This window comes from Methanococcoides orientis (assembly GCF_021184045.1).
Lineage (GTDB): Archaea > Halobacteriota > Methanosarcinia > Methanosarcinales > Methanosarcinaceae > Methanococcoides > Methanococcoides orientis.
Map to the genome: position 1 here is coordinate 314,930 of NZ_CP073710.1, position 20,395 is coordinate 335,324.

General features: G+C 44.6%; 20 protein-coding genes and 1 pseudogene. 5 read left to right on the forward strand and 16 right to left on the reverse strand.

Annotated features, from left to right (window positions below):
• Positions 1–36: 36 nt before the first annotated feature.
• The 12 genes and pseudogenes from J7W08_RS01740 to J7W08_RS01795 form a co-directional block, all read right to left on the reverse strand.
• Entirely contained in the window at positions 37–1,272 is a 1,236-nt protein-coding gene (locus J7W08_RS01740) for an MBL fold metallo-hydrolase (RefSeq protein WP_233084953.1), read from the reverse strand.
• A 22-nt stretch (positions 1,273–1,294) separates the two neighbouring features.
• Complete coding sequence (locus tag J7W08_RS01745; RefSeq protein ID WP_233084954.1) at positions 1,295–3,517, reverse strand: DNA topoisomerase I; 2,223 nt, start codon at positions 3,515–3,517, stop codon at positions 1,295–1,297.
• A gap of 246 nt (positions 3,518–3,763) precedes the next feature.
• Positions 3,764–4,531, reverse strand: coding sequence for a succinate dehydrogenase/fumarate reductase iron-sulfur subunit (locus J7W08_RS01750; RefSeq protein ID WP_233084955.1), 768 nt, complete (start codon positions 4,529–4,531; stop codon positions 3,764–3,766).
• Positions 4,531–6,207, reverse strand: a complete 1,677-nt coding sequence (locus tag J7W08_RS01755) for an FAD-dependent oxidoreductase (RefSeq protein ID WP_233084956.1) — start codon at positions 6,205–6,207, stop codon at positions 4,531–4,533. Before J7W08_RS01755 ends, J7W08_RS01750 begins: the two co-directional genes overlap by 1 nt.
• Positions 6,204–6,605: a hypothetical protein gene (locus tag J7W08_RS01760; RefSeq protein ID WP_310742515.1), complete on the reverse strand. Its 402-nt coding sequence runs from the start codon at positions 6,603–6,605 to the stop codon at positions 6,204–6,206. Before J7W08_RS01760 ends, J7W08_RS01755 begins: the two co-directional genes overlap by 4 nt.
• Positions 6,585–7,559: pseudogene (locus tag J7W08_RS01765) on the reverse strand (lyase family protein); the annotation flags it as partial. The pseudogene J7W08_RS01765 and the gene J7W08_RS01760, both read right to left, overlap by 21 nt.
• A 110-nt stretch (positions 7,560–7,669) precedes the next feature.
• Positions 7,670–9,160, reverse strand: coding sequence for a glutamate synthase-related protein (locus tag J7W08_RS01770; RefSeq protein ID WP_233084957.1), 1,491 nt, complete (start codon positions 9,158–9,160; stop codon positions 7,670–7,672).
• A 61-nt stretch (positions 9,161–9,221) separates the two neighbouring features.
• Positions 9,222–9,383: a rubredoxin gene (locus J7W08_RS01775; protein WP_233084958.1), complete on the reverse strand. Its 162-nt coding sequence runs from the start codon at positions 9,381–9,383 to the stop codon at positions 9,222–9,224.
• Positions 9,384–9,413: 30 nt separating this feature from the next.
• Positions 9,414–9,851 carry a DsrE/DsrF/DrsH-like family protein gene (locus J7W08_RS01780; RefSeq protein ID WP_233084959.1) on the reverse strand — a complete coding sequence of 146 codons (438 nt, stop codon included), beginning with the start codon at positions 9,849–9,851 and terminating at the stop codon, positions 9,414–9,416.
• A gap of 15 nt (positions 9,852–9,866) precedes the next feature.
• Entirely contained in the window at positions 9,867–10,088 is a 222-nt protein-coding gene (locus J7W08_RS01785) for a sulfurtransferase TusA family protein (protein WP_048193926.1), read from the reverse strand.
• Positions 10,089–10,187: 99 nt separating this feature from the next.
• The gene (locus J7W08_RS01790) at positions 10,188–10,643 is read right to left on the reverse strand and encodes a TIGR00725 family protein (RefSeq protein ID WP_249778714.1); all 456 of its coding nucleotides are present in this window, start codon (positions 10,641–10,643) and stop codon (positions 10,188–10,190) included.
• A gap of 24 nt (positions 10,644–10,667) precedes the next feature.
• A complete protein-coding gene (locus tag J7W08_RS01795; protein ID WP_233084960.1) occupies positions 10,668–11,189 on the reverse strand; it encodes a DUF367 family protein in 522 nt (173 codons plus the stop codon).
• A 437-nt stretch (positions 11,190–11,626) separates the two neighbouring features.
• Between J7W08_RS01795 and J7W08_RS01800 the strand changes: the two genes are divergently transcribed.
• From J7W08_RS01800 to J7W08_RS01815, 4 genes are read left to right on the forward strand one after another with little or no spacing between them, the layout of a single operon-like run.
• Positions 11,627–11,974 (forward strand): DUF5518 domain-containing protein, encoded by a 348-nt coding sequence (locus J7W08_RS01800; protein ID WP_233084961.1) that lies wholly within the window; start codon positions 11,627–11,629, stop codon positions 11,972–11,974.
• Positions 11,975–12,008: 34 nt separating this feature from the next.
• Positions 12,009–12,758, forward strand: coding sequence for a DNA/RNA nuclease SfsA (gene sfsA, locus J7W08_RS01805; RefSeq protein WP_233084962.1), 750 nt, complete (start codon positions 12,009–12,011; stop codon positions 12,756–12,758).
• Between the two features lie 40 nt (positions 12,759–12,798).
• Positions 12,799–13,425: a class I SAM-dependent methyltransferase gene (locus J7W08_RS01810; protein WP_233084963.1), complete on the forward strand. Its 627-nt coding sequence runs from the start codon at positions 12,799–12,801 to the stop codon at positions 13,423–13,425.
• 13 nt (positions 13,426–13,438) lie between these two features.
• Positions 13,439–14,275 (forward strand): MBL fold metallo-hydrolase, encoded by an 837-nt coding sequence (locus tag J7W08_RS01815; protein WP_233084964.1) that lies wholly within the window; start codon positions 13,439–13,441, stop codon positions 14,273–14,275.
• A 12-nt stretch (positions 14,276–14,287) separates the two neighbouring features.
• Here J7W08_RS01815 and J7W08_RS01820 read toward each other — a convergent pair whose 3' ends face one another.
• Positions 14,288–15,502, reverse strand: a complete 1,215-nt coding sequence (locus J7W08_RS01820; RefSeq protein WP_233084965.1) for an MFS transporter — start codon at positions 15,500–15,502, stop codon at positions 14,288–14,290.
• 125 nt (positions 15,503–15,627) lie between these two features.
• On the opposite strand from J7W08_RS01820, the gene J7W08_RS01825 reads away from it, so the two are divergent.
• The gene (locus tag J7W08_RS01825) at positions 15,628–15,801 is read left to right on the forward strand and encodes a PLDc N-terminal domain-containing protein (RefSeq protein WP_233084966.1); all 174 of its coding nucleotides are present in this window, start codon (positions 15,628–15,630) and stop codon (positions 15,799–15,801) included.
• 199 nt (positions 15,802–16,000) lie between these two features.
• On the opposite strand, the gene J7W08_RS01830 is transcribed toward J7W08_RS01825, so the two are convergent.
• From J7W08_RS01830 to J7W08_RS01840, 3 genes are all read right to left on the reverse strand, one after another.
• Positions 16,001–16,219, reverse strand: a complete 219-nt coding sequence (locus tag J7W08_RS01830) for a hypothetical protein (protein WP_233084967.1) — start codon at positions 16,217–16,219, stop codon at positions 16,001–16,003.
• 209 nt (positions 16,220–16,428) lie between these two features.
• The gene (locus J7W08_RS01835) at positions 16,429–17,703 is read right to left on the reverse strand and encodes a Glu/Leu/Phe/Val family dehydrogenase (protein ID WP_233084968.1); all 1,275 of its coding nucleotides are present in this window, start codon (positions 17,701–17,703) and stop codon (positions 16,429–16,431) included.
• 241 nt (positions 17,704–17,944) lie between these two features.
• Positions 17,945–20,239, reverse strand: a complete 2,295-nt coding sequence (locus tag J7W08_RS01840) for a CDC48 family AAA ATPase (protein WP_233084969.1) — start codon at positions 20,237–20,239, stop codon at positions 17,945–17,947.
• Between the last annotated feature and the right edge of the window lie 156 nt (positions 20,240–20,395).

Consider the following 20,395-nt stretch of genomic DNA (forward strand, 5'->3'; position numbering starts at 1 on the left):
TGTATTCTTATGAAAAATCTGTGAAGCCCTTGAAATTTAGATCATAACATCTTCGCCGTTGGCAGGAGCATATCCTTCTGCACCGATCTCTTCATTGACCCATGTGGCGAAATCTGCTGCGTTCTCTCCATGCATTGGGAAGACCTTCTCTCCGCCTTTGTCACAGAAATCTTTCACAAGCTGCTTTAGCTCACGGTCGCCGCAGTGGGCTGAGAAATCATACTGCTCGACCTTCATGCGGACCTGCTGGATAACTCCATCGTTGTCGATGATGCCGGTATCGAGCATCATTCTTCCGTTGGTGCCTTCTACCTGATAGCCTGTAAGCATAATCTTGGATTTCGCGTCCTTGTAGAGCTGGTTGATATAGTAAAGCACAGGGCCACCGTTAAGCATACCTGCAGTTGTCACGATAACGGAGCCATGAAGTGAAACATTTGCTCTTTTTCTGCCTTTGACAAATGTTGCATTATCAAATGCATGTTTCAGGTGTGCCGGGTTCTTCAGATAATCAGGATGGTTCATCAGAAGTTTGTATATCCCGACTCCCATTCCGTCCACATAGCATGGGATACCATAGTCGCTGAGAAGCATGAGTATTTCCTGTGTTCTTCCAATGGCGAAAGCAGGTATAATTACATTGCCTCCCATGTCCAGTGTGTCCTTCAGTGAGTCGATGAATTCCCTTTCAGTTTCCTTTCTGGAAGGGTGGTCCTCGTTAAAATATGTGCTTTCTGTTATGAGTGCATCTGCTTTTGGCAGTTCATCGGCTACCGGTACAAGTCTTGTATCAAGGGTGTTGAAATCACCGGTATAGACAATGCTTTTCCCATCTTTTTCAAGATATATTGCTGAAGAGCCGGGTATGTGACCTGCATTATAAAACTCTGCAGTGTAACCGTGTGTATGGAATTCTATTCCTGTATCCACCTTTTGGGTGTTCATTGTTAACTGCTGTAGCTCCCAGCCGCTATAAGGTACGGATCTTCCTTCTCTTTCTGATATTGCAAGTGTGTCTTTTGCTAATATATGTGCAAGATCTGCAGTCGGTGGTGTCATGAACACATCAGGTTTCATGTCCATGAGATTTGCAACAGCACCGCAGTGGTCCAGATGGCCGTGTGAAACAAAGACAGCTTTAGGAGCTACTTGGTCTACAGGATAGAGCGGAGTCTCTCCAGGTTTTATCCCGTAATCGACCAGTATCTCATCGTTGACCAAGAGTGCAGAACGTCCGACTTCCTTACAACCGCCTTTGAATCCCAGTTTCATTTGTATCCCTTCTTTTGTTTATTTATGCAACAGCTTCCTGCCACTTCATGATCTTGCCGACAGAAATTCCTGTGCTTTTTGAAAGTTCTATTGCGTTTACTTCACCAAGCTCATCTACAGTTGAAACGCCTGCATCTTTGAGCTTTTCAGCTGTAACCTTTCCGATACCGGGTACATCCAGTATCTTCTCAGGTCTTGGAACTTCAGGAAGCTTCTTTTTCTCTTCTTCCTGTGTCTTTTTCCATTCGATGAAATTACATTGCGGGCAACCAAGGTCCCATGGACGCTTACCGGCATTTATGATCTTAATATGGTTGATGCCGTGTTCTTCACATGTCTTATCAGTAACAATGACCTGTCCGCTCTTTGGAAGTGGTAATGAAAAATTACAGTCAGGATATCCATCACAACCGATAAACCTGGATCCTCTCTTTGAGCGTCTGACTATAAGCTTTGAGCCACACTCTTTGCAGACTCCAATGACCTTGTCTTCGCGAAGACCGGCACGCAATGATTCTGATATCTTCTCCTTATTGACTTCAAGTTCGGCAAATACATTATCAAGCATCTTCCTTGAGTCGCTCAGGACATCCTCTTCATTGACCTTGCCTTCTGCAATACGGTCCATGTCCTCTTCCAGCTTGCTTGTCATGTCATGCCTTGTGATAGTAGGAGCATATTCCTCAAGAGCTTCTACTACTGCAAAGGATGTTTTTGTGGGCTGGAGCGGATTTCCGTGGACGTATGCTCTTGAATATAGCTTGCTGATAATGTCATGGCGTGTTGCTTTAGTGCCAAGTCCAAGCTCTTCCATGAGCTTTATGAGCCTTCCCTGTCCATATCTTCCGGGTGGCTGTGTCTCCTTTGACGTCATCTCTTTGCTCTTTATAGTGAGCACCTCACCTTCTTCAAGAGCAGGAAGCAGCCTATCCTGTGGTGCATTGTATGGGTAGTACCATCTCCATCCTGCGTGAAGAAGTCTGGCACCGTTTGCCTTGAATTCCTCATCTTCAATGTCGAACTTTACCTTAAGGGTCTCCCATTCGGCCTCTTCAGCAAAGGTCGCAAAGAATCTCCTGACCACAAGTTCGTAAAGCTTCCATTCCTGTTCATTGAGCTCGCTCTTCTTTGCAAGTGATGCAGGATAGATAGGAGGGTGATCTGTGGTTTCTTTCTTACCACGGGTCGGAACGAGTTTTTCCTTGGCAAGCAGTTTTTCGGCATATTCCTTGAAAGTACCTTTCTTGAAGATCTCGATCTGTTCTCTCAGGTCGATAGATGCCGGATAGACCGTGTTGTCAGTCCTCGGATATGAAATGAAACCGCTTGTATAAAGTGATTCTGCGATCCTCATGGCATTGGCAGCGCTATAACCGATGGAACTTGCAGCGCCTATGAATTCGGTGGTATTGAACGGGGTGGGAGGCTTGTCTGTCTTCTTTGATCTGACGACCGAAGTAACGGTTGCATTGTCACCTATGATGTCCATTACCCTTTCTGCTTCTGCTTTGTCCCAGAACTTCAGGGTCTTGTGCTGGATGTTGAAGAGTTCACCCTTCTCATCCTTGAGGGTGGCAAAAATTTCCCAGTATGGTTTTGGGATGAAAGCCTGCCTTTCTTTCTCCTTGTCGACTATAAGTGCAAGGGTCGGTGATTGTACCCTTCCTACAGATAGGAAAAGTTTACCCAGCCTGCCTGCTGAAATGGAAAGGTATCTTGTGAGCGATGCTCCCCATACCAGGTCGATGACCTGTCTGGAATGGCCTGCATCAGCAAGATTGAAATCAATAGCTGCAGGGTTTGCAAAAGCATCATCTATCTCTTTCTTTGTGATCGCACTGTAGAATACACGGTCAAAGTCTACTTCAGGGTTCACTTTCTTGATGATCTCAAGCGCTTCTACACCAATAAGTTCTCCTTCCCGGTCGTAGTCAGTAGCAATGGTAACGTGTGTTGCTTCCTTTCCCAGCTTTTTAAGTGCACTCACGATCTTTACATGTGTGGGTGTGGTGATGACCTCAGCATCGATGAGCTCTCTTGACTCTACTTTCTGCCAGTTGTTGTATGCTTTAGGGAAGTCCAGCTGGACGATGTGTCCACTAAGCCCCATAACAACGGTCCTGTCATCAGCATTGAACTCGTAGGTATCCATTCCGCTGACACGTACCTGCTTTGGTTTCTTCGGGGCAAGGATAGTTGCTATCCTCTTGGCCGCAATGTGTTTTTCTGCTATGATAAGATGCATCGAAAACTCCGGTATTATCGATTTATAAATATATGGAACGTCTTGCCGTTACCAGTGAAACTATAATGAGTATATCAGGTGTTGAAAATCTTTATATAATAAAAAGTTTTGTGTCACACTAATATTCTCGCATACTAGTTCCCGATCATATGTTCCTGTTGAAATGATGTAATATATTTTATTATTTCCAATCCTGTCCCCTTCTATACCTGTTCTATAATAATTTCAAAGAGAAGTAATCCTTACTTACTCTTCTTTTTTCTTATTTGTATCTATCCTGTTGCGAAGTTCATTTATCCCTAACGTAGGTGCCACTTTTTTGGGACAGACTGCAACACACTTGTATACAGTGTCACATCCCCATACGCCGGATTCTGAGTCCACGATTTCAAGCCTTTCTTTTCTATTGGATTCATTTTCCCTTGGGTCAAAATCAAAACGCCATGCTTTTGCAAGAGCTGCCGGTCCGTAGTATTTCCTGTCTCTTTCTGCAACAGGGCATGACCCGTGGCATATTGCACATAGGATGCAGTTGGTATATTGTTCAAGCTTGACCTGTGTCTCCTGATCCATGATGTTCTCTTTTTCAGGAATCTCATTCTTCATCTCAAGCCAGGGTCTTACAGTCTCCAGCAGGGAATAGAACGGATCCATATTTACCACAAGGTCACGTATGACATCCAGGTTAGGTAGTGGTTCTATCAGTATTTCATCATTGTCTGTTTCTTTCTTCTTGTTAGCTATCAGGACCTCCGGATTCCCTTCATTCGTAGGTTCCTTCCTCAGTTCAGATACCTGTACCTTGCAGGCTAACCTTGGTACCCGGTTGATGAGCATTCCACAACTTCCACAGACAGCACCTCTGCAAGAGTACCGGAATGTCAGGCTTCCATCAAGTTTTTCCTGAACATAGAACAATGCTTCCAGCAGATTCATTCCCGGCTTGTCCTCAACCTCAAAGAGATCATACCAGACCTTTTCTCCATCCTGTCTTCTGATCTTTAGCTTGATCATCAGTAAGTCCTCCTCTGTGGCTGGAAGATCGTTATACTAACATCTTTGTATTCCAGTCGTGGACCTTCCGGTGCGGGATAGGCGAGTGTGTGCTTTAACCAGTTCTTGTCGTCCCTTTCAAGGAAATCGGTCCTGTAATGTGCACCCCTGCTTTCTTCACGTACCAATGCTCCTAATGCGATGACATGTGCCAGGTCCAGCATACCCTTAAGCTCGATGGCATTGAGCAGTTCCAGGTTGAATTCCTTTGCTTCTGTTTTGACCATCAGTGATTTTGCTCTCTCTTCCAGATCTTTGATATCCCTGACTGCCTGCTCGAGTTTGTCGTGTTCCCTGAAAACACCCACATTCTCCTGCATGGTCTGTTTCAGTTCCTGACTTATGCTGGAATAGCTTTCTCCATCTTTCCCCATCATTTCAGAAATTGCAGTTCTCTCACTATCAAGTGCCCGTTTCAGAGGATCATCGCTCGCTTCTTTCAGTGATGCAACATACTCTGCTGCATGCACTCCTGCTCTTCGTCCAAAGACCACGGTGTCAAGGAGTGAATTTCCCCCCAGCCGGTTTGCACCATGAACACTTATGCAGGCACATTCCCCAACTGCATATAGCCCGTTAACAGGAGTAGCTCCGTCCTTGTTCGAGCAGATTCCACCCATTGAGTAGTGTTGTCCGGGCTGTACCGGGATTGGTTCCTCGACCGGGTCAATGCCTATAAAATCGATACAGATCTGCCTGATACCTGCCAGTCTTTCTTCGATAAGGTCTTTCCCAAGGTGGGTGATGTCCAGATGGACATATCCTCCGGGGAATCCTCTTCCCTCCTCGATCTCCTGCTGGATAGACCTTGCAACGATATCTCTGGGTGCCAGTTCCATCGATGAGGCTGCGTAGTCTTTCATGAACCTTTCATGGTCCTTATTGTAGAGGTATCCGCCTTCACCCCTTGCACCTTCGGTGATCAGTATATTAGTGCCCCATAATGTTGTGGGGTGGAACTGTACGAATTCCATGTCCTGGAGTGGTACTCCTGCACGATAGGCAAGACTTATCCCAAAACCTTTGTTGATGATGGCATTGGTGGATTTCGCGTAGATTCTCCCATAACCCCCGGTGGCAAGTACTGTAGCTTTTGTCTTGAAAACCTCAAGTTCGGAGTTTAGCAGGTTCATAGCTACAAAACCCAGACATCTGTCATCCTCGATCACAAGTTTTGTTACAAGCCATTCCCTGTAGACCTTGATGCCGGCACGCAGGACCCTTTCGTGAAGTGTATGAAGAAGGTTGTGTCCGGTCCTGTCCCCTGCATAGCATGTCCTGGGAAATCCTGCACCTCCAAAAGGACGCTGTGCTATGGTACCATCATCCTTCCTTGAGAAATTGGTACCCCAGTGTTCCATTTCAAGAACCCTGTCAGGGGCTTCTTTACATAATATCTCAACAGTGTCCTGGTCGGCAAGATAGTCGCTTCCCTTTACTGTGTCAAATGCATGCGATTCCCAGCTGTCATCGGAGCCAAGGGATGCATTGATACCTCCTTGTGCAGCTCCGGAGTGGCTGCGTATCGGGGGAACCTTTGAGATGATGGCTACATCCACTCCCTTTTCATGAAGTTCAATAGCACATCTGAGGCCTGAAAGGCCGCCTCCTATCACTATCACATCATGTGTGATCATTTACCCACTCCTGTCATGGTGATGGGATCAAGAAGCTTCTCTACGTCTTTCACATCCATTATGTTCATATCCTTTACCACTTCGATTATGCTCTTATTCTCCCTGTGTGCAGTATGTGCGATCTCTGCCGCCTTCTCATAACCTATGCTTGTTGCCAGTATGGTGACAAGAGCAAGGCTCTGCTTTGATAGTTCTTCACATCGTTCTCTGTTCACAGTGATCCCCCGAAGGCACCTTTCTGTAAAGGAGATCGATGCACCTGTGAGGATCTCTATTGAGCTAAGAAGATCATAGGCAAGTACAGGGGTGAATACGTTGAGTTCGAACTGTCCTCCCTGTGCAGCCATTGTTATTGTTGTATCATTCCCGATGATCTGGAAACATGCCATGTTAAGCATCTCTGCCATCACGGGGTTCACTTTCCCGGGCATGATGGAAGAACCGGGTTGTATTGCTGGGAGATTGATCTCACCGATACCTGCTCGCGGACCACTTGAAAGAAGACGTAGGTCATTTGCGATCTTGATAAGGGTCACAGCAATACTTCGCAGTGCACCCGATGCTCCGAGAATGGCTTCTGCAGACTGTGTGGCTTCAAATGCATTTTGAGCCAGCCTAAAATCCTGGCCTGTGATATGCTCCATCTCTTTTATTGCCAGCTGTCCGAAATCTTCCGGTGTGTTCAGCCCGGTACCAACAGCAGTGCCTCCCATGTTCAGCTCCTATAGGCCATCAATTGCAACTTCAAGCCGCTTGATCCCAAGTTCAAGCATATGTGCATACCCGGAGAATTCCTGGCCGAGTGTAACAGGCACTGCATCCTGCAGATGTGTTCTTCCGGGTTTGACGATCTCCATGAACTCAGCTGACCTTTCAGCAAATACTGTCAGCATTTCCACAAGTGCAGGCATGAGCTCTGAATTAATGGTCTCCACAGCAGCAATGTGAATCGCAGTATGTGTTGTATCATTTGAGGACTGGGACATGTTCACATGGTCGTTCGGGTGTATTATGTCATAATGTCCCTTTTCAAACCCAAGGATCTCAAGTGCCCTGTTGGCAATGACCTCGTTTGCGTTCATGTTCTGTGATGTTCCTGCACCTGACTGGAACGCATCTACCACGAACTGGTCATCGAACTTACCTTCTCTCACCTCGGATGCAGCTCTGATTATGGCTTCTCCCTTTGTGGTATCAAGCTTTCCGGCTTCCATATTCGCACGTGCTGATGCCATCTTTATTGCAGCCTGTGCTTTGACAAAAGAAGGGGGCAGCCTCTGGCAGCTGACCTTGAAATTATGAACTGCCCTTGTTGTCTGAGGGCCATAATAGGCATCCTCAGGCACTTCCACTTCCCCAAGTGTGTCTTTCTCTAAACGGATATAACCCCCCCGGGTTTATTTTATGCTTTTATTTTATAGGCCTGCTTTATAACCTTATTTTCTATGATATGCATCAGATCTCAGACATGTTCGATCTCGGTATGATCTGAAATTTCGGAATTTGTAGTGCAAAGGTCATTGATGCTTAATTTGTGAACATCATCATTTCCTGTGAGCCTTGCGAAATTCTCAAGTTCTTCGGTGGAAACTCTAAGGAAGTTCTCAAGTTTCTTTGCAGAAATATCGATCTTAAGTCTGGAACGAAGTTCTAGGTCCTGTGTTGTGACACCGACCGGACATTTTCCGGTATCGCATTGCCTGTATTGCTGGCAGGCACACGCCATGAGTGCTGCTGTACCTATGGCAATGGCATCTGCACCAAGTGCAAGTGCCTTTGCAAGATCGGAAGATACACGCAGGCCACCTGTAATGATAAGGGAAATATCCTTTATGCCCTTCTCATCCAGGAATTTCCTTGCACGGTAAAGAGCAAATATTGTAGGTATGGATGTTGCATTCTTAACAAATTTGAGTGCAGCAGCAGTCGCCCCCGGTCTGCCATCGATGGTAATGAAGTCGGGCTTTGCATAAACAGCAATTTCAAGGTCAGCTTCGATATTGCCTGCAGCCATCTTGATGCCGATAGGTTTGCCTCCGGAGGTCTCTCTGAGCCAGTCAACCTTTGCTTTCAGGTCGTCCTTGCTTCGGATATCATCAAAATGAGCAGGACTTACGATATCTGTACCTTCCGGAAATCCCCTGATCTCCGCCAACTCGTGTGTTACCTTCTCAGCGGGCAGGTGTCCGCCCATGCCAGGTTTTGCGGACTGTCCGATCTTGATCTCGATAGCATCCACCTTTTTGAGATTATCTTCGGTGGCGCTGTATTTGTTAGGCACATATTCAAAAATATACTTGTGGGCTTTCTCCATGCTCTCTTTAAGGATGCCGCCCTCTCCTGAGCACATTGCAGTCTTTACAGCAGCACTTCCCATTGCAAGGGCCTGTTTAATTTCACTGGATAATGCGCCATATGACATATGGGTAATGAACACGGGAGTTTCAATAATAAGTGGATGCTTTGCTTTTGGGCCAATGACGGTGTTAGTGTTGACAGCTTCATCCTCGTTAAGAGGCATCTTTGCAAGCTGCGCCCCTTTAATAAGGATGTCATTCCATGAAACCACATCCTGCTTTGTCCTCATCGGTTCGAGTATGGATTCACCACTAACAGAGATTTTGTGGATGTCTTCCATGTAGCTTTCAGTAGTGTCAGAGTTTCTTCTCCATTCTCCAAGATAACCACTGATGTCTATTTTTCCAAATTCTGATACTGTGATCTTACTTTTTGTACCACATTTCGGACAGGTGACTATCTCTTCTGAAGTGATCTCCTCGATCTCTTCTTTTTCAACAGGCATCTGGTGGTTCTTGTCAGCACCACATATCGGACAGCGCCAGTCGTCAGGGAAATCTTCCGGCTTTGTTCCGGGTTTTATGTCGGTGTTCGAGTCTCCCCTTGTATCATCATACTCAAAAGCACCACAGACGTTGCATCGGTATTCGCTCATCCTAAAAGCACACCCCTTTGCTGTGTTAAAAAAAGATAAAGCTTAATAATATCTAAAAATATCAAACTGGCATCAGGTGGCTCTTATCTGCACCACATATCGGACATTTCCAGTCATCAGGGAAATCTTCAGGTTTTGTTCCTGGAGCGATGCCCATTTCAGCATTTCCTTCTTCGTCATTGTATTCAAAAACGTTACAGACATTACATCGGTAGCCTGTCATTTCAGTTCACACTCCCCTTGTTACTTTTATTTAAATGAATAATGTTATTTTCGCATCTCTGGCTTCGTTGACATAAGTGCCTACTGCACCATACTCATCGATCCACTCGGTTCGCAGCTCTTCGGCTTTGACTCCCATGATCTCCATGGTCATCTCACAGGCAAGTATTTTCCCGCCCAGTTCCTTGTAGTCGTTCATGAGCTTTTCAAGAGAAGCTACGTTTGCTGCTTTCATGCGTTTGTTTATCATCCACTTTCCAAGTCCCAGCATATGCATCTTTGAAAGGGGTCCCTTTTCAAGTCCACCTTTTTTAAGTCTCTGAAGTCCCCAGAAAGTGAAGTACATGGAAACATCCATTCCCATTGCAAGTGCCCCATTGCCAACTATAAGAGCGCTGTATATTTTGTCCATATCCCCACTATGGACAATAATGACAGCCTTATCGGTAGTCTCTGCAGTATCGGTCATAGTAACCCCCAAACGTTACCTGCGTATCTTTATCTTCCATTCCTCATCTTTTTCTTCAACACCAATGATCTCAAGCCCAAGTGCTTTGCATGCCATTGGTATTTCCTTTTTTGATGCGGGATGCGTTCCGAGAATTGTGACCTCATCTCCTTCGGATGCCTTCTTCAAAGCTTTGCGGCATTCTACAAGAGGTACTGGGCATGTTTCTCCTCTGGTATCTATTTCAATATCTGTCATATTTGATCTCCCCCATTAATTTGTGTAGATCATAAATTGTAGTATAGCACCACAATTTGATCCCTAATCAACTATCTTTATTATACTATTAAAGTATTGTTACCTTGTCAAAAATAGCCCCAATGCGATCTTAACAGCATCCTCCGGGCTTGCTGCGACCCATGCTCCTTCTACGTCCCATTTTGATTCCAGTGTTACGACCGGCTTTCCCATTTTTAGAGAAAGCGCTATCTCTGAAAGTGTGCCGTATTCTCCATCTACGGCTATCAGTGTATCACATGATTGTGCAATGATCGCATTTCTTGCATGTCCCATTGCAGTAACGATCACAAGATCAATATACGCGTTCGCATCCTCTTTCCTGTTTCCCGGAAGTATGCCTATGGTCTGCCCGCCTTCTGCTTTACATCCCATTGCTGCAGCTTCCATCACACCACCCAGGCCTCCGCAAATGAGTATTGCGTCGTTCTTTGCGATCTCAGCACCGACGGTTTCGGCTAACTTGGCTACTCTCTTATCGCATGAACCTGCGCCAATGACTCCGATCTGTATCAATGTATCAAATTCCTTTTTTGCCGTTTAGATGTATTCGCCCTGGATCCTGATGATGTCCTTGCTGTCTTTTGCTTTGGAATAATCTTCAAGCGGCTCTTTATTAACCTCAAGGAAACTATGTCCCCAGTTGAACTTTGAAAGGATCTCCTCTGCCTGTTCCTTATTACCAAGTATGTAAAGGGCTGCTGCAAATGCTTCAACGGAATTGAGTTTGAAAGGCCTCCCGAAATTCACAGGATTGGCAGCTACAAGATAAGGAAGTGCACGGTGTTTAAGCTGCAACCTTAAAAGTTGTGGGAATACTTCCTCAACGGTTTCCCAGGAGCAATCAAGTACAGTTATGTTCTGCTCGTTGCTGTCTGCTGGGGAAAGTGCCTGTTCTGCCATTGGGTCGAGTAGAATGGATCCGCGTGGGATCTTCTGGACCTTGTCGAAAAGGCGTGCAAGATCAAATCGTGCCATCTTTTTGCCGGTGCATTTTTTCGGATCGCACTGACGGGCGTGATAAATGTGAAGGTGGTACTTTTTCTCTTTCTGTTTATCCATGAAGCAGTAATTGTTGTTTTGAAGGTTATACTTTTTGGATTCCAGTTCGATCTCAAAATTTAAAATGGATAAAAAAGTTCATGATAGTGAAATTGATCGGGTCAAATACAATTTCTGATAGTTCTGAACAAAATATTGTATATACAAAAATAGGTATGAATCCTGATACTGAGGAATCCCAGCATCAGGTTCAAATTGGTGGTAGTATTCGTTTTTCCTCAAAGACATTCTCAAATAGGATTTAATAGTGTCTTTCAGTATTCGCTAATTATCATTATACTATTTAAATGTTAACGGCGTAAACATTCTACGAAAAGTTATTTTAATATGCTAAAAAAAACGATCTAAACTTATAAACATGCATTTTCTGTTCAATAGATAACTACATAAAATGTTCAGCTGTTATATTGAAATATATAGTAACAGGATACGTTCTTATGAATATTATAAAAGGAGCAATTATTGGACTGATATGTACAGTCATTCTCTATATGGTACCGCTGGTGAATGCACTTTCTCCTTTCTTTGGAGGTTTTATCGGTGGATATGTTGCTTCCGAAGGTGCTTTCGGTGGCTTCAAAGTTGGTGTTTTGATGTCTTTACTGGCAGCTATTCCCGGATTCATGCTTTCAGGTGCTCTGGCACTTCTGCTTGCAGATATTCCGGTATTGGGTGCTATTCTGGCAGGATCAGGTCTTTTTATTACATTCGTAATTGTCATCTACACTGCGATATTCGGAATTATCGGTGCTGTTGTAGGTGGAGCTATCGCGGATAATAATTGATCTTCCCTTTCTTTTTTTTAATGCAGGAAACCAAATGATGCCTGAAAAAGAAGTGGTAATAGAGATCCCATGGGATGCCGAAGCAAAATTAATGTCAAGACCTAACAGGTTCCTGGGAATTGTGGATATAAGTTCAATTTCCGGATCTCCTGCTGATGTGCAGGAAGAGAAGGTCCACATTCATGATCCGGGAAGACTTGAGGACCTTCTCTATGCAGGCAATGACCTGCTTCTGAAAAAAGCTGCCAATACTAACCGGAAGACCGGCTGGGATGTCATTGCCGCTAAAGCTGATGATGGCTGGATCCTGATCAATTCAGCATTCCATCGCAAGATCGCGGAATGGGCTATAAGGAACGAGGTATCCCCTTTCCTTGAAGGGCTGGATTCAGTTGCAGCTGAGCAGAAGTTCGGGGATAGCCGGCTGGACTTTCTTCTGGTAAAAGGTAATACGAAGATATGGGTGGAAGTAAAAGGTTGCACTCTTATTAATGACAGGAAAGCAATATTTCCCGATGCACCGACCTCTAGGGGTAGAAGGCATATTGAAGAACTGATAAAGGCGGTCAGTGGTGGTGATGAAGCACTTCTAATCATACTGATATTCAGGCCTAATGCACAATGCTTCGCACCGAACGAAGTTATTGATCCTGATCTTGCAGCTGCTTTCAGGGATGCGATGGATGTGGGCGTTAATGTATGCCCCCTGGTATTCAACTATGAGGGTCGGGAAATTATCTACAGGGGCAATATATCTCTGTGTGATGGATGGAAATTACTTTGAATTATTGCTTATGCCGATTGTTTATGTGGAGTTGATGTGATTGGATATCGAGGACGTTGTGAGGATTCATGCAAATCCTTCAGGTGAAGATGGGAAAAAAGTTGGTCTTGAGATGAACGAGCACCATTATGAACTATGGAAATGGGGTATTGGCCATATCTCCATTGAACCGGATTCATGGATACTTGATGTTGGCTGTGGTGGCGGACGTGCTGTGAGTATCCTTGCGGACCTTGTAGAGGCTGGTAAAGTTTATGGTGTCGACCATTCCAGTGAAATGGTGGGGCTTGCCACCGAGCTGAACAAGAATGCGGTCGACAGTGAACATGTCACCATAATACATTCCTCTGTTTCAGAGTTGCCGCTTTCCGATGACATGTTCGATATTGTCACAGCTTTTGAGACATGCTATTTCTGGCAGAATATCGTGGGGGACCTCAAAGAGGTCAGGCGTGTGCTCAAAGATGGTGGCATACTTCTGATAGTCAATGAGATGTACGAGCATAGCAACTTTGAGGAAAGGAACACACCTTTCACTGAAGTGGGTGGCATGAACATCTTCTCACCTCAGGATTACAGGGATATGCTTGAAAGTGCAGGTTTTTCTTCTGTTGAGGTCGATGAAGTTCCGGAAAACAACTGGATAACCGTTATTGCAAAGAAATGAACAGGGGTCATACATGCAGGTAACAGAACATGTTCATGCCATTAAAGTACCTTTTAGCCTTACCACCGACTCAGGTATTGTGGTAGAGCGTTTCGTGTATGCTTATCTAATTTATGGGAAGAATGTCTGCCTTGTGGACTGTGGTGTTGCATCTTCAGATAATGTTATCTTCGACTACATGAAAAAGACAGGCAGGGATCCGCAGGATATCTCACTGATAGTACAGACGCATTCCCATGCGGATCACATAGGTGCTACTCCTGCGATAAAGGAATTAACAGGATGCGAAGTTGCTGCCCACAGGGATGCAGTAGGGTGGATAGAACATCCTGATATCCAGTTCGGTGAACGTCCAATTCCTAATTTTCATGCCCTTGCAGGTGGTCCAGTGAAAGTGGATCGTGTGCTTGAAAATGGGGATGTATTCGATCTTGGTGAGGGTCTGTCCCTGAAAGTAATTCACACTCCGGGTCACTCTAAAGGTTCGATCTCATTACTGTTATCTTCTGACAATGTTCTGTTCTCCGGTGATGCTATTCCTCTGGTAGGGGATATTCCGATCTATGATGATGTTACAGAAGTTCTCTCATCCCTCAGGAAACTTCGGGATATACCTGATATGAAGGTACTTTTGTCCTCGTGGGATGATCCGATTGAGGGTGAAGATACCTACAAAGCTATCGATGAGGGAATTGAATATGTCAAAAAGGTTCATGAGGCTGTTCAGAAATTCTCATCGATTTCATGGGAAAAGGTTCTGGAAGAGATCGGATTGGAAGGTGTTCCTGTTAATCCATTGGTCGTGAGGACCTTTGAGGCACATTTGAAAGTGAATGAAGATCTTTCTTGAGCTTTCTGCTTTTCAATTGATCCCGGGATTTCCAGTATTTCCAGTATTATAACTGCTCTTCCTTAATGCAGCCCATACTAATATTCCTGATAGGATGATCAGCAGGCTGCTGATATGGAATGGTGTTTCAAAACTGACATATCCTCCAAAAACTCCACCTATCAGTGGTCCCATTGCTACTCCTGCAGCCTGTGCACTGGTTATGGTGCTCACCTTGCTGCTTACCTTCTTCTCTCCTGAGAGTTCCACTGCCAGAGCTAGTAGGGGTGTTTCAACTGCTGCCATGGCTATACCCTGTAGTAATCTCAACAGGATCAGAGAGTTTATGGTATCAACGTGGCCGAGGCCATATACTATTATTGCGTTAAAGAAGATGCCTGCAATTATGGGAAGCTTTCTTCCAAACCTGTCCGAGAGGATACCTATGGGTACCTGGAACACTATCCTTGAGATCACGTAGGCAGATAGTGCTATGCTGAGCAGGAATTCGGTTGCTTCAAGCCTTGTCTGATAGGCAGGCAAGAGGGAAAGAATGAGCATTATACCTACAAGCATCATGAACATGGCAATGGCAAGTATCCTGATGATGGCAGGTCCGTCAGGTGATTCCTCTTCCGGGTATTTGGTCTCAGGTGCTCTTGTTTCTTTCACAAAGAGGACTATGAGGATAGCACTCAACAGAACAAGGGCTGCACTGATGTAGAATCCGGCAACGAATCCATAGTAGGTCACAACAGCACCGCCGACCATTGAACCTATTCCAAAGAATGCACCCCTGAGGCTGGAGTATATGCCCATTGCCTGCCCCCTGGCCGTTGAAGCTGACAAGTGTGTGACCATTGTAACGATGGCAGGAATGGTTGCACCGATTGCAATTCCCTGAACTATCCTGAGGAAAAGTATTGATTCAAAATAGCCTGAAGTGGCATAGGTGTAACAGATAATTGCGAAGACCATGTAACCAATGGTCAGGAAAAGCTTTCTCCTGTCAAGCCGTTCGCTTAATCTTCCCATATATGGCTGGGAAATAGAGTTCGCCAGTCCGAATACAGTTGTTGCAAGCCCTGCTTTTAGAACTGCCGGCATATCCTGCAATATCAGGGAGTCCATATTCGCAACGTACAAAGGTATTATGAACACCAGCATTCCAGTAGCAAGGTCCTTGAATAGTTTGGATATGGAAAGGACGTAAAGCTGGCGCTTAATTGGATGGTCCGAAGGTGCCATATATTCATTTATTTATGATGTATGGTATAAAAGGAAGTAGGTTGGTAGCCTGTTATGGTTTTTGAGGCCTTTTCTAGCAAAATGTTATATATTAATCATGTCAATCTAATCGTGGAGGTTAAAAAATGCTCGACGCCATATGGGGTCTTTTGGTACTATTGTCAGTTATCTGGGTTATCTACGATGTAGTGACACAGAATAAGAGATTAAGCGGTGCAATGAAAGTTGTATGGATACTTGTCGCACTTGTATTCGGTATCCTTGGTGCTGCTGTATATTATTTCATAGGAAGAAAATAAGACATCTTACATTTTATTTTTTTGTTTTTCTCAATTTTTTTTAAAAATACATCATTGCTGTTATAAAAAAGTAGTTTTCCAAAGTATCAAATTCTCTTGAATCTGTTTTATGTCAATGCAAAATTCATTTGGAAAAAGGAAATGATCCTCATAGACTTATCTTTCTGAGTATCATTGCATGTTGAAAAAATGGATTAATTTACTTACTTTTGGCTCGAGCAGCCAGTCCTCTTGAAAGTATCTTGTAGGTCATCAGATATACTCCAAGAATTAATAATATTATATTTTGAGTGAGTGTAAGGCCACTGTTGGACAGAACTGGTATGTTAATGCCAAGGAAATTGCTTATGCTGGCAATGAAGAATGCAAATCCTGCTATCTCACTTATAATACTTTGGTTTTTGTCGATTATTCCCATAATTGATCATCCATGAATTCGGTCATTAGTTCAAAGTCTTGTTCATTAACTGGAACCGGCTGCTTCAAGTATTCGATCATTTTAATTTAATGAGTTAACGATCTTTCACTCTAAATGGTCTTTATTTGTATTTAATTGCAGTGTATGGAGAAAAAAGTGGAATAAAGAATGGAATTTAATACCAAAAATGAATGTGGGGATGAATATAATTAAAGATTCCCACGGAGTCTCTCAGCGTACAGTACCCTGCGAACTGAGAATTGTAATGCTGCTCGCCTCATACTGCAATCTTGTTCCATGCAGATCTCATATACTTTATCAAACGCAGTTATCATTTTCTGCTGTAGCCTTTCCAGAACTTTATCCTCTTCCCAGTAATCCTGGCTAAGATTCTGTATCCATTCAAAATAACTGACCACAACTCCGCCTGCATTAGCAAGTATGTCAGGTATAATTATCACATGTTTGTCAAGTAATATTCGACTTGCATCCATTGTAATAGGGGCATTGGCAAGTTCAAGGATTATTTTTGCTTTTATGTCATGAACGTTCTCGCGTTTGATCTGTTTTGAAAGAGCTGCCGGGATGAGTATTTCACAATCGGATTCCAGCAATTCGTCATTGGTTATATTCCTGCTCTCCGGGAAATCTATCACGCTTCCGGTCCTGTATTTGTGGTCTATGACCTCCATAATGTCAAGACCTTCCTCTTTGAATATTCCACCACTGGAGTCGCTTACTGCACATATTGTGAATCCTTTCTCATGGAGTATGCGTGCAGCGTTCAATCCTACTTTTCCGAATCCCTGAATGGCAACACAAAGCTTGGACTTGTCCATTTTAGCTTTTTCCATAGCTGCTTCAAGTATGTAGACGCCACCAAGAGATGTGGAATATTTCCTTACCTGACTTCCTCCTAATTCTATAGGTTTTCCGGTAACAATTGAAGGCGTATGTTCCCTTTTTATCCTCTCGAACTCGTCGAGTATCCATACCATGATCTGTTCATCGGTATACACATCGGGTGCAGGGATATCCTTCAATGGTCCGATGTAGTCAGCGATCTCCCGAATATATGCTCTGGTAACCCTCTCAAGTTCGCCTCGGCTGAGTTCTTTGGTATTGGTCACGATGCCGCCTTTTGCACCACCGAATGGTATGTCAACAAGAGCACATTTTATGGTCATCAGAAAAGCAAGATCCTGAAGATATTCAATGGTAAGATCCGGATGATACCTTATTCCTCCCTTGGTGGGACCTCTGGAGTCATTGTATTGAACCCTGTGACCGATGAACATCTTCATTCTTCCGGAATCCATGCGCACGGGGAAATGTACTGTAAAAGAACGTTTTGGCATGTCTAGCAGGTCGATCTCTTCTGTTGACATGGCAAGGTGATCATATAGGGTTTCCATTTCCTGCATGCATAATGAGCAGGTCATTGCACTATCCGCATGGATCCTTTCGATTTTATTTTCTATCAAACTTGCACTTCCTGATCTTCCCTTATGCTAAATTCAAGTAATCGTTTTCCTTTATCAAAATGGAATGGCCAGTATCATATCAATTCTCTGATTGGCAGGTGACCTATGGTAATTTCCAATAGGTACAATAGTTTATTGTTCTTAGAACTTATAACCTGAACTGATATTCCATTAACATCAGCTGCCTTCAACCAGCTATCTGGTATGAACTATCCATCAAGCAGTACTCAGGTATCTATCATTAACCATAGACCGGGCTTTCTATCTCTCTGGACCTCTTTGTCTTCAGATCGCCTTTAAGGTCCTCGTAATATTTCATGGTGTCAGAGGTGACAGATGTTCCCGTTTCAGCGATCGCTTTCAGGAAGTGTTTTTGTGAGACCTCTTTTGCCATGAGGTCTTCACGAAGGGCAAAGCGTCCTGCTTTTTTACAGACCGCAGCAACATCGGCTCCGGTGTATTTGTCTGTTGAAGTCACGAGTTCCTCTATATTGACATCACTTGCAAGTGACATCTTTTTAGTGTGGACCGCAAAGATCTTACGCCGGGTGGGCAGGTCAGGCACAGGTACAAGTATGAGCTCATCAAATCTTCCCGGGCGGAGAAGTGCCGGATCGATGATGTCAGGTCTGTTCGTAGCACCTACGATCACAACACCATGGAGTTCTTCAAGACCGTCAAGTTCCGAGAGTAATTGGTTCACGATACGTTCAGTAACCTGTGGTTCTCCCATTGCTCCTCCGCGTATGGGTGCAAGCGCATCAAGCTCATCAAGGAAAACGATGGATGGTGCTACCTGACGTGCACGGGCGAACATTTCTGAGATGTGCTTTTCAGATTCTCCATACCATTTTGAAAGCAGGTCACTTCCCTTTGAGGTTATAAAATTAGCATTGGATTCATGTGCGATGGCTTTTGCCAGCATGGTCTTACCGGTTCCAGGTGGTCCATAGAGCAATACTCCCTTTGGAGCTTCCACTCCGATACGCTGGAATGATTCCGGATTTTTAAGAGGCCATTCTACAGCTTCCTTGAGAAGTTCCTTAACATCTTCCAGTCCTCCAACATCGTCCCATCCCACATTTGGCGTCTCGATCATGATCTCGCGCATTGCAGAGGGTTCCACATCCTTCTGTGCTACTTTGAAATCTTCTAAGGTGACGCTCAGCTTTTCAAGGATCTCGTCCGGGATGTGTTCTTCTTCAAGATTGATCTGGGGGAGGACCTTCCTGAGCGAGCTCATTGCCGCTTCACGACAAAGTGCTGCAATGTCCGCTCCCACAAAACCATAACTGGTTTCAGCCAGTGTCTTAAGATCCACGTCATCTGCAAGTGGCATTCCGCGGGTGTGTATCTGGAATATTTCCAGCCGACCGTCCTGATCCGGTACATGTAGTACTATCTCACGATCGAACCTTCCGGGACGGCGCAGTGCCATGTCTAAAGCTTCCGGACGGTTGGTTGCACCAATAACTATGACATTCTTGCGTTCCTTCAGGCCGTCCATCAATGAAAGAAGCTGTGAGACGACCCTCCTTTCGACCTCCCCGGTAACTTCTGCTCTCTTCGGTGCGATGGAATCGATCTCATCAAGGAATATGATGGCTGGTGCATTCTTCTCGGCATCATCGAATATCTCACGTATCTGATGCTCGGATTCACCATAGTATTTTGACATTATCTCGGGACCGTTGATGGATACGAAATAAGCATCTGATTCATTAGCAACCGCTCTTGCCAGCATGGTCTTGCCGGTCCCGGGCGGGCCATGTAGCAGCACACCCCTTGGCGGTTCTATGCCCAGCCGGTCAAATAGCTCCGGGTGCTTCAACGGTAACTCGACCATTTCCCTTACTTTGGAAATAGCTGGCTTGATACCTCCAAGGTCTTCATACATTACAGTAGGTATCGACTGCTCCGGCGGGAGCTCTACCGCTTCGGGTAGTAATTGAAGTTCTGTCATTTCAGTGATCTTGACAATACCCTTTGGGGATGTTGAGACCACCTGCATCTTGATCTCGCCCAGACCGAACGATAGGTCAAAAATGTCACTGAACATGTCCTCAAGCATCATGCTTCGTGCAGGGCTTTCCTTTGATCTTCTGAAATGTGTGGTAGAGATGAAATCCCCTTTTGAGACTGTCCTGTTCCTGAAAACGGATGCAAGGATGTTACTTGAGGCTGAAATGTGCATCCCTTTGCTCACAGGTGCGAGACTTACATTAATTGCTTCCTTCCAGTCTGCTTTTCTGACCTCTACATAATCCCCGATGCTGATCTTCGCGTTTGCACGTATAAGCCCGTCCATTCGGATAATATCAAGCCCGGAATCTGCAGGATTAGTGTTTATCGCAAGTGCAGATGTTGTACGATTTCCCTCGATCTCTAGAACTCCGTATTCTCCAATACCAATCTTCTCTCTGTGCACCGGATCGATGCGCACGATGCCTTTTCCAACATCTTCCTGAGTTGCCTCAGCTACCTTCAGTTTGATGCTATCCCCGTTCGAATTGCCTTTCTCTACAATTGTTGGCATACTCCTATCTCCCACAGATAATCTTAATATAATATATGTCAACTTCAAGTATTTATTATTGTTTGGAAGTGATGTGGGAGTTTTTCAAATAGGTTTTCAGGATTTACTTCTAAGACATGCTATCGATGACCTGCCAGATAACAAATTACGACAAGA

Bases quoted from the DNA above. Each gene is read 5' to 3' on its own strand.
- J7W08_RS01740 (WP_233084953.1), bottom strand. From the start codon at position 1,272: ATGAAACTGGGATTCAAAGGCGGTTGTAAGGAAGTCGGACGTTCTGCA.
- J7W08_RS01745 (WP_233084954.1), bottom strand. From the start codon at position 3,517: ATGCATCTTATCATAGCAGAAAAACACATTGCGGCCAAGAGGATAGCA.
- J7W08_RS01750 (WP_233084955.1), bottom strand. From the start codon at position 4,531: ATGATCAAGCTAAAGATCAGAAGACAGGATGGAGAAAAGGTCTGGTAT.
- J7W08_RS01755 (WP_233084956.1), bottom strand. From the start codon at position 6,207: ATGATCACACATGATGTGATAGTGATAGGAGGCGGCCTTTCAGGCCTC.
- J7W08_RS01760 (WP_310742515.1), bottom strand. From the start codon at position 6,605: ATGCTTAACATGGCATGTTTCCAGATCATCGGGAATGATACAACAATA.
- J7W08_RS01770 (WP_233084957.1), bottom strand. From the start codon at position 9,160: ATGAGCGAATACCGATGCAACGTCTGTGGTGCTTTTGAGTATGATGAT.
- J7W08_RS01775 (WP_233084958.1), bottom strand. From the start codon at position 9,383: ATGACAGGCTACCGATGTAATGTCTGTAACGTTTTTGAATACAATGAC.
- J7W08_RS01780 (WP_233084959.1), bottom strand. From the start codon at position 9,851: ATGACCGATACTGCAGAGACTACCGATAAGGCTGTCATTATTGTCCAT.
- J7W08_RS01785 (WP_048193926.1), bottom strand. From the start codon at position 10,088: ATGACAGATATTGAAATAGATACCAGAGGAGAAACATGCCCAGTACCT.
- J7W08_RS01795 (WP_233084960.1), bottom strand. From the start codon at position 11,189: ATGGATAAACAGAAAGAGAAAAAGTACCACCTTCACATTTATCACGCC.
- J7W08_RS01800 (WP_233084961.1), top strand. From the start codon at position 11,627: ATGAATATTATAAAAGGAGCAATTATTGGACTGATATGTACAGTCATT.
- sfsA (WP_233084962.1), top strand. From the start codon at position 12,009: ATGATGCCTGAAAAAGAAGTGGTAATAGAGATCCCATGGGATGCCGAA.
- J7W08_RS01815 (WP_233084964.1), top strand. From the start codon at position 13,439: ATGCAGGTAACAGAACATGTTCATGCCATTAAAGTACCTTTTAGCCTT.
- J7W08_RS01820 (WP_233084965.1), bottom strand. From the start codon at position 15,502: ATGGCACCTTCGGACCATCCAATTAAGCGCCAGCTTTACGTCCTTTCC.
- J7W08_RS01825 (WP_233084966.1), top strand. From the start codon at position 15,628: ATGCTCGACGCCATATGGGGTCTTTTGGTACTATTGTCAGTTATCTGG.
- J7W08_RS01830 (WP_233084967.1), bottom strand. From the start codon at position 16,219: ATGGGAATAATCGACAAAAACCAAAGTATTATAAGTGAGATAGCAGGA.
- J7W08_RS01840 (WP_233084969.1), bottom strand. From the start codon at position 20,239: ATGCCAACAATTGTAGAGAAAGGCAATTCGAACGGGGATAGCATCAAA.